Genomic DNA, 6838 nt, shown 5'->3' on the forward strand with positions numbered 1-6838 from the left:
GGCGTGAAGGCCGCGGTGTCGATGCTGCCACCGTTGTGGTGGAGGCTGCCCGGGTCCTCTTCGAGGTGGGCGGGCGTGATGCCGATGTCGCGGCGGTTCCCCTCGGCGGCGACTGCCAGCGTCCCGTCGGCACAGATAGGCGCGTCGTACTGGGTGATCTGGAAGTTCTTCGGGAGGTCGGGGTAGTAGTAGTTCTTCCGGTGGAACCGGGTGTCCTCGGCGATATCGGCGTTCAGGGCCTTCCCGATTTTGACCGCCGATTCGACAGCCTTCTCGTTGAGTACCGGGAGCGCGCCCGGTAGCCCGAGACAGACCGGGCACACGCGGGTGTTCGGCTCCTCGTCCTCGGCAGGCTCAGTCGAACAGCTACAGAAAATCTTCGTGGTCGTTTCGAGTTGAACGTGAACCTCCAACCCGATGACGACCGCGAGTTCGCGCTGTTCGAGCGCTTGCGCAGTCATTGGCCGCGCTTCGGCGGCGGTGGGCTAAAGACTAACGGGACAGTCGCGAGCGGCGGGTCTGTCGGCATCGCTTCGGTTCATCTCACAGCAGCATTGTGAACGACGGCTGAGAATCGAACGGCCCGTATTGTGACTTAGGCGGCTACTAACGGCAGATAACAGGTTCCAAAGAAACCGCTCGCGCACGTATCACATTCTCGGTGATTGTCTGACGCACATTTATGTCTCACGCGCGGCGCTATTTTACCCATGAGCAATCGGGTGGAGGAACTCGAATCGAAGGTTGCAGAACTGCAGGCCGCGGTGAACGGACTCACCGAGGAACTCGTCGAGACGAAAGAGCGACTTCGACAGGTCGAGGACGCAAACGACGTGGAAGTACCGTCTCGCGCCCCGCGCCGCCGCGGCGACTGGGAGCCAGAGGACGAAGAAGAAGAAGAATCCGTCGAGGCCGAGCCGATAGAGTCGGTCGACGACGATGATACTAAAACGGACGAGTCCGAGATGACGGACGAAGACGACGGCGAGTCCGCCGACGACGACATCATCGTCGCGTAATCGGGCGCGCCGCCAGACGCGAGCGCGCCCTGTGTCCATGCGGCGCGCTCCCCTTGCGGGCGTCGCCCGCGTGAACACCAACACATGCACATCAAAGAGCTCGTCCTTGACGGTTTCAAGAGCTTCGGGCGGCCGACTCGCATCCCGTTTTACGAGGATTTCACGGTCGTTACGGGCCCGAACGGTTCAGGAAAGTCGAACATTATCGATGGCGTCCTTTTCGCACTCGGTCTCGCCCGCACCCGCGGGATTCGCGCCGAGAAGCTCACGGACCTCATCTACAACCCCGGCCACGCCGACGGGAGTGACGAAGGCCCGACGCAACCCAAAGAGGCAAGCGTCACCGTCGTCCTCGACAACTCCGAGGGAACGCTCGACCGGTCGCAGGTCGTCAACGCCGCCGGCACCGACAACGTCGGCGACGTAGACGAGATAACCATCAAGCGCCGCGTCAAGGAGACGCCGGACAACTACTACTCCTATTACTACCTCAACGAGCGGTCGGTGAACCTCTCTGACATTCAGGACCTGCTCGCGCAAGCGGGTATCACCCCGGAGGGCTACAACGTCGTCATGCAGGGCGACGTGACCGAGATTATCAACATGACGCCCTACCAGCGGCGGGGCATCATCGACGAAATCGCTGGCGTCGCCGAGTTCGACGAGAAGAAAGACGCCGCCTTCGAGGAGTTAGAAGCGGTCGAAGAGCGCGTCGACGAGGCGGACCTCCGAATCGAAGAAAAGGAAACGCGTCTCGACCAACTCGCCGACGAACGAGAGACTGCACTCCAGTACAAGGGACTCCGCGAAGAGAAAGAAGAGTACGAAGGCTACCTGAAGGCGGCAGAACTCGAAGACAAGCGCGACGACCTCTCTCGGACTGAGTCGCGCATCGAGTCCACCGAATCCGACCTCGAAGAACTCCAAGCCGAACTCGACGAGCGACAGGGCAAGGTCACCCGTCTGGAAGAGGACCTCGAAGACCTCACCCACGAAATCGAGCGGAAGGGCGAGGACGAACAACTCCGCATCAAATCCGAGATGGAGGAAATCAAAGGCGACATCGCGCGCCTGGAGATCGCCATCGAGGCGGCCGAAGACAAGCGCGACGACGCCGAGGCCGAACGACGGACGGCGTTCGTCGACATCGACCGCAAGCAAGAGAAGATAGACGACCTGTCGGACGACATCCGCGAAATCAAAGTCGAAAAGGCGTCGGTCAAAAGCGACATCCAGTCGAAGCGGGTCGAACTCTCCGAGGTGCAGGCCGAAATCGACTCGGTCGACACCGAGTTCGACGAACTGAAGGCCGAACTCGCGGAGAAAAAAGAGACCCTCGACGAGTTCAAAGACGAAAGGAACGACCGCCAGCGCGCCAAGGACCGACTCCTCGACGACGCGCGCCGACGCTCGAACGAGATTTCGGAGACGCAAGCCGAGATTGACCACGCCCGCGAGCGCATCCCCGAACTGAAGGCCACGCTCTCCGACCTGCACAGCGAACTCGACACCGCCGAGAAGAACAAGGCGAAGATTGACGGGATTATCGAGGACTTGCAGGCCGAAAAGGCCGAACTCAACGACGAACTCTCTGCGGTCACAGATAAACTCCAGACCAAGCAGTCCGAGTACGCCCGCCTCGAAGCGCGGGCCGGAAAGAACGGCGACAACTCGTGGCCGCGGGCGGTTACGACTATCCTCAACGCCGGTCTCTCCGGCGTCCACGGCGCAGTCGGGCAACTCGGCTCCGTCGACGGCGAGTACGCCAAAGCCTGCGAGACGGCCGCCGGTGGTCGCCTCGCAAACGTCGTCGTCGACGACGACGGCGTGGGTTCGTCCTGTATCGACCACCTGAAGTCCCGCAACGCGGGCCGCGCGACGTTCTTGCCCATCACGAAGATGGACAACCGTAGCCTGCCGCGCAAGCCCTCGCACCCCGGCGTCGTCGACTTCGCGCGCAACCTCGTCGACTACGACAGCCAGTACGCGTCCATCTTCTCGTACGTGCTTGGCTCGACGCTCGTCGTCGAGGACATGCAGACTGCCCGCGACCTGATGGGCGACTACCGCATGGTCACCCTCGACGGCGACCTCGTCGAGCGCTCCGGTGCGATGACTGGTGGGTCCGGCGGTGGCTCTCGGTACTCCTTTTCGAAATCCGGCGAAGGCAAACTCGAACGCATCGCCAAGGAAATCACGAAACTCGAAGACCGCCGTCGCTCGCTCAACAGCGAGATACGAGATATCGACGACGACCTCGACGACGCCCGCGGCCGGGCATCCGACGCTGCCGACCGCGTCCGTACAATCGAGCGCGAAATCGAAGACGCCGAGGAAGACATCGAGGAGGCGGAAGCCGAAACCGACCGGCTGAACGACCGACTGGACGAACTCCAGTCCGAGCGAGAGTCGGTCGACGAGCAGATGTCCGACCTCGACGACGAAATCGCCGAGTTGGACGAGCAAATCGAGGCCGTCGAAGCGGATATCGAGGATATCGAGTCCGAACTCGAAGACTCCAAAATCCCGGAACTCACGGCCCAAGCGGACGAGATTCGCGCGGATATCGACGACCTCGAAGACCGAATGGGGACGCTCGACGGCCGCCTCAACGAGATTCAACTCGAAAAGCAGTACGCCGAGGACGCGGTCGACGACCTCCACGACACGGTCGAGGCCGCCCAGAACCGCAAGGCGGAAGCCCGCGAAGCAATCTCCGAGGCTGAATCGAAAATCGAAGCGCGCGAAGACGACCTCGAAGCCAAGCGCGAGGCGGTCGCCGAACTCGAAGACGAACTGGTCGACCTCAAGGAAGACCGTCGCGAGCTTCAGGAGGACCTCCGCGAAGCGCGTAGCGCCCGCGACGAGAAGAAAGACCGGGTGAACGCGGTCGAATCCAAGCTCGAAAGTATGCGCTCGGCCGCGGAACGGCTCGAATGGGAAATCGACGAACTTCAGTCACAGGTCGGCGACTACGACCCCGAAGAGATTCCGGACCACAGCACGGTCGAGTCCGAAATCGAGCGACTCACGGAGGAGATGGAGGCGCTCGAACCGGTCAACATGCTCGCCATCGACGAGTACGACGACGTGAAGGCCGACCTCGAAGACCTTCAGGAGCGCCGCGACGTGTTGGTCGAAGAGCGCGACGCCATCGCCGACCGCATCGACCAGTACGAGTCTCAGAAGAAGGCGACGTTCATGGAGTCGTTCGACGCTATCGCCGAGAACTTCACCGAAATCTTCGAGCGCCTGTCGAACGGGACGGGTCACCTCCAGTTGGAGAACCCCGAAGACCCGTTCGAAGAGGGCCTGACGATGAAGGCGCAACCCGGCGACAAGCCGATTCAGCGCCTCGATGCGATGTCCGGCGGTGAGAAGTCGCTGACTGCACTCGCATTCATCTTCGCTATCCAGCGTCACAACCCCGCGCCGTTCTACGCGCTCGACGAGGTCGACGCGTTCCTCGACGCCGCCAACGCCGAGCGCGTCGGCCAGATGGTCGACGACCTCGCGGGAGACGCGCAGTTCGTGGTCGTCTCGCACCGCTCGGCGCTCCTCGAACGCGCCGAGCGCGCCATCGGCGTGACGATGCAGGGTGACAACGTCAGCGCCGTCACCGGCATCCAGTTCGGCGGCGACGGCGGTGACGAGAGTGACGACACGGACGGTTCCAGCGGTGACGACACGGGTGGCTCCAGCGGTGACGACGGAACTGGCGGCGATGATGGAGACGACACTGACAACGGCGACGACGGTGGTGACACGGGCGTCGAAGTCGAAGCGGAGGTTCCGGCGGATGACTGACGACATCCCCGAATTGAACCTCACGCGTGACCGCGGAGAGCGCGAGTCCTCCGGCAGCGATGGCTTAGCGTTCGCCGACGACACGAGCGCCACACCTAACGGTGACCCCGACGCGGACGCGCCCGACGAGGACGCGATGGACGACGTACTCCCCGAAGACGTGTCCGAGACGGACGACGACGAGGTCGAACCCGTCGAACTGCTCGTCCAACTCGCCAAAGAGGGGACCATCGACCCGTGGGACATCGACATCGTCGATGTCACAGACGCCTTCTTGGAGCGCCTCGACGCGATGGACCTCCGGACGACCGGACGCGCGCTGTTCTACGCGAGCGTCCTGTTGCGGATGAAATCCGACGAACTCCTCGCGCCCGACGAACCCGACGAGGAGGAACTCGAACCGTGGGAACTCGCCATGCAGGGCGGCGCGGACGACGGCCACCCCGGCGACGACGGCGGCGGCCCGCCCGGATTCGACCCCATCGATGCGCTCGAAGACGAGATGGACCGCCGACTCGAACGCAAGCATGCCCGCGGGTCGCCGGAGACGCTGGACGAACTCGTCCGCGAACTCCGCGAAGTCGAACGCGGGTCGTGGTGGAAGCGCCGCCGCGAGTACGACACCTCCGAGTCGCCGCGTGGGTTTTCCCGCGGGACGCAGACCCTCGACTACCACACGCCCGGTGAGATGCGCGGCGCGGGTGAACCGACCGAAGACGACGTGACGGGAACCGCCCACAACGAGGACATCGAGGCTGTCGTTGACGCCGTCCGCGACGTGGTCTCGACGCACTACGAGAAGGGCCGCGACGAGGTACTCTTCGCCGAGATTCGCGACGTGGGCGATACGGTGATGACGACGTATCTCGCGCTGTTGTTCCTCGCCCACCGGAGCACCGTCTTTCTCAAGCAGGACGAACTGTTCGGCGACCTCTGGATTCGGAATCCCGAGGTGTTCGACGCGTCGCCCGATGCGGATTCGTCGGGTGAGGACGCTGAAAGCGAAGACGCCCCCGAAACGGAAGACGACCCCGAACTCGAAGCCGAAGCCGTCGCAGACGACTAAGCATTTATTTCAGGTACTCGTCAGTTTCCGGTGTGCCCCGACCGACCCTGCTCTCCAGTACGCTTCGTCGCCTGACTGTCGCCGTCTCGCTTCTCACCTCGGCGTTATTCGCATTCCTCACCGCGGTTATTCTCGCTCCTTCACTCCCCGAGTTAGGAGTCGTGTTTTTCCTTCCTATTTTCTGGCTACACTGCTATTTCGCCGGCTACGTCTCGTACAGACCGACGGAGATGGGTCGCGTCAGAGACGTGATTACGACACCGAAGCCAGTCCGCAACTGTACCGTTTGCGGCGACTCCGACACCCGCGGCGTCGTTCGGGAGTTCAGCACGCAACTCGTCGCGGCGGGGGTTCCGCTGACGACGACGGAACACGGGAAAAACGAGTACTGCGAACGGTGTCACGCAGTCGAGTTCTCGCCGACCGACAGGGCCGCGCGAGGTGCTTCTGACGCGACCGAACGCGAGGAACTGAATCGCTGAGCGTCTACCTGATTACTCGACGTACTGGTCGATAAGCGGCGCGAGTTTCTCCTTCGTCTCGGCGGGGATGGCCTCGTCGGGCGTGTTGATGGTCCCTTCGAGCGCGGAGTGGCTGTCGGTTTCGTGGTCGTCTGGAATCTTGCGGATGGCCGCTTCGACGGTCTCCTTGATTGCGTCCTCGTTGGCGGCGGCGTTCTTCAGCACCTCGTCGAGCGTGACTTCGCTGTCTTCTTTCCACACGTCGTAGTCGGTGACGCCGGTGACGGTCGCGTAGGCGATTTCGGCCTCGCGGGCGAGTTTCGCCTCGGGGATGGTCGTCATACCGACGACGTCCCAGCCCTGCGCCCGGTAGTGTTCGCTTTCGGCTTTCGTGGAGTACGAGGGACCTTCGATGCAGACGTAGGTTCCGCCCGATTGGATTTTCGCGTCGGTCGCTTCTTCGGCCGCTTCGGTGAGGATGGAGA

At 62.7% G+C, this 6838-nt stretch carries 5 protein-coding genes and 1 pseudogene; 4 read left to right on the forward strand and 2 right to left on the reverse strand.

Annotated elements, in window-relative coordinates:
- A pseudogene (locus QT222_RS09280) lies at positions 1–461 on the reverse strand (Asp-tRNA(Asn)/Glu-tRNA(Gln) amidotransferase subunit GatB); the annotation flags it as partial.
- Between the two features lie 249 nt (positions 462–710).
- Between QT222_RS09280 and QT222_RS09285 the strand changes: the two are divergent.
- The 4 genes from QT222_RS09285 (at position 711) to QT222_RS09300 (ending at position 6374) form a co-directional block, all read left to right on the forward strand.
- Entirely contained in the window at positions 711–1019 is a 309-nt protein-coding gene (locus tag QT222_RS09285) for a DUF7518 family protein (RefSeq protein WP_491476996.1), read from the forward strand.
- 84 nt (positions 1020–1103) lie between these two features.
- Positions 1104–4826: a chromosome segregation protein SMC gene (smc, locus tag QT222_RS09290; RefSeq protein WP_491476997.1), complete on the forward strand. Its 3723-nt coding sequence runs from the start codon at positions 1104–1106 to the stop codon at positions 4824–4826.
- Positions 4819–5892, forward strand: a complete 1074-nt coding sequence (locus tag QT222_RS09295) for a segregation/condensation protein A (protein ID WP_491476998.1) — start codon at positions 4819–4821, stop codon at positions 5890–5892. Before smc ends, QT222_RS09295 begins: the two co-directional genes overlap by 8 nt.
- A 32-nt stretch (positions 5893–5924) precedes the next feature.
- Entirely contained in the window at positions 5925–6374 is a 450-nt protein-coding gene (locus QT222_RS09300; RefSeq protein ID WP_491476999.1) for a DUF8108 domain-containing protein, read from the forward strand.
- A gap of 12 nt (positions 6375–6386) precedes the next feature.
- On the opposite strand, the gene QT222_RS09305 is transcribed toward QT222_RS09300, so the two are convergent.
- The coding region (locus QT222_RS09305) for a phosphorylase family protein (protein ID WP_491477000.1) at positions 6387–6838 on the reverse strand (452 nt) is incomplete at its 5' end.

It is taken from the genome of Haloferax sp. s1 (assembly GCF_058382125.1).

Excerpts from the sequence above, each read along its gene's own strand:
- QT222_RS09285 (WP_491476996.1), top strand. The coding sequence starts at position 711 with ATGAGCAATCGGGTGGAGGAACTCGAATCGAAGGTTGCAGAACTGCAG.
- smc (WP_491476997.1), top strand. The coding sequence starts at position 1,104 with ATGCACATCAAAGAGCTCGTCCTTGACGGTTTCAAGAGCTTCGGGCGG.
- QT222_RS09295 (WP_491476998.1), top strand. The coding sequence starts at position 4,819 with ATGACTGACGACATCCCCGAATTGAACCTCACGCGTGACCGCGGAGAG.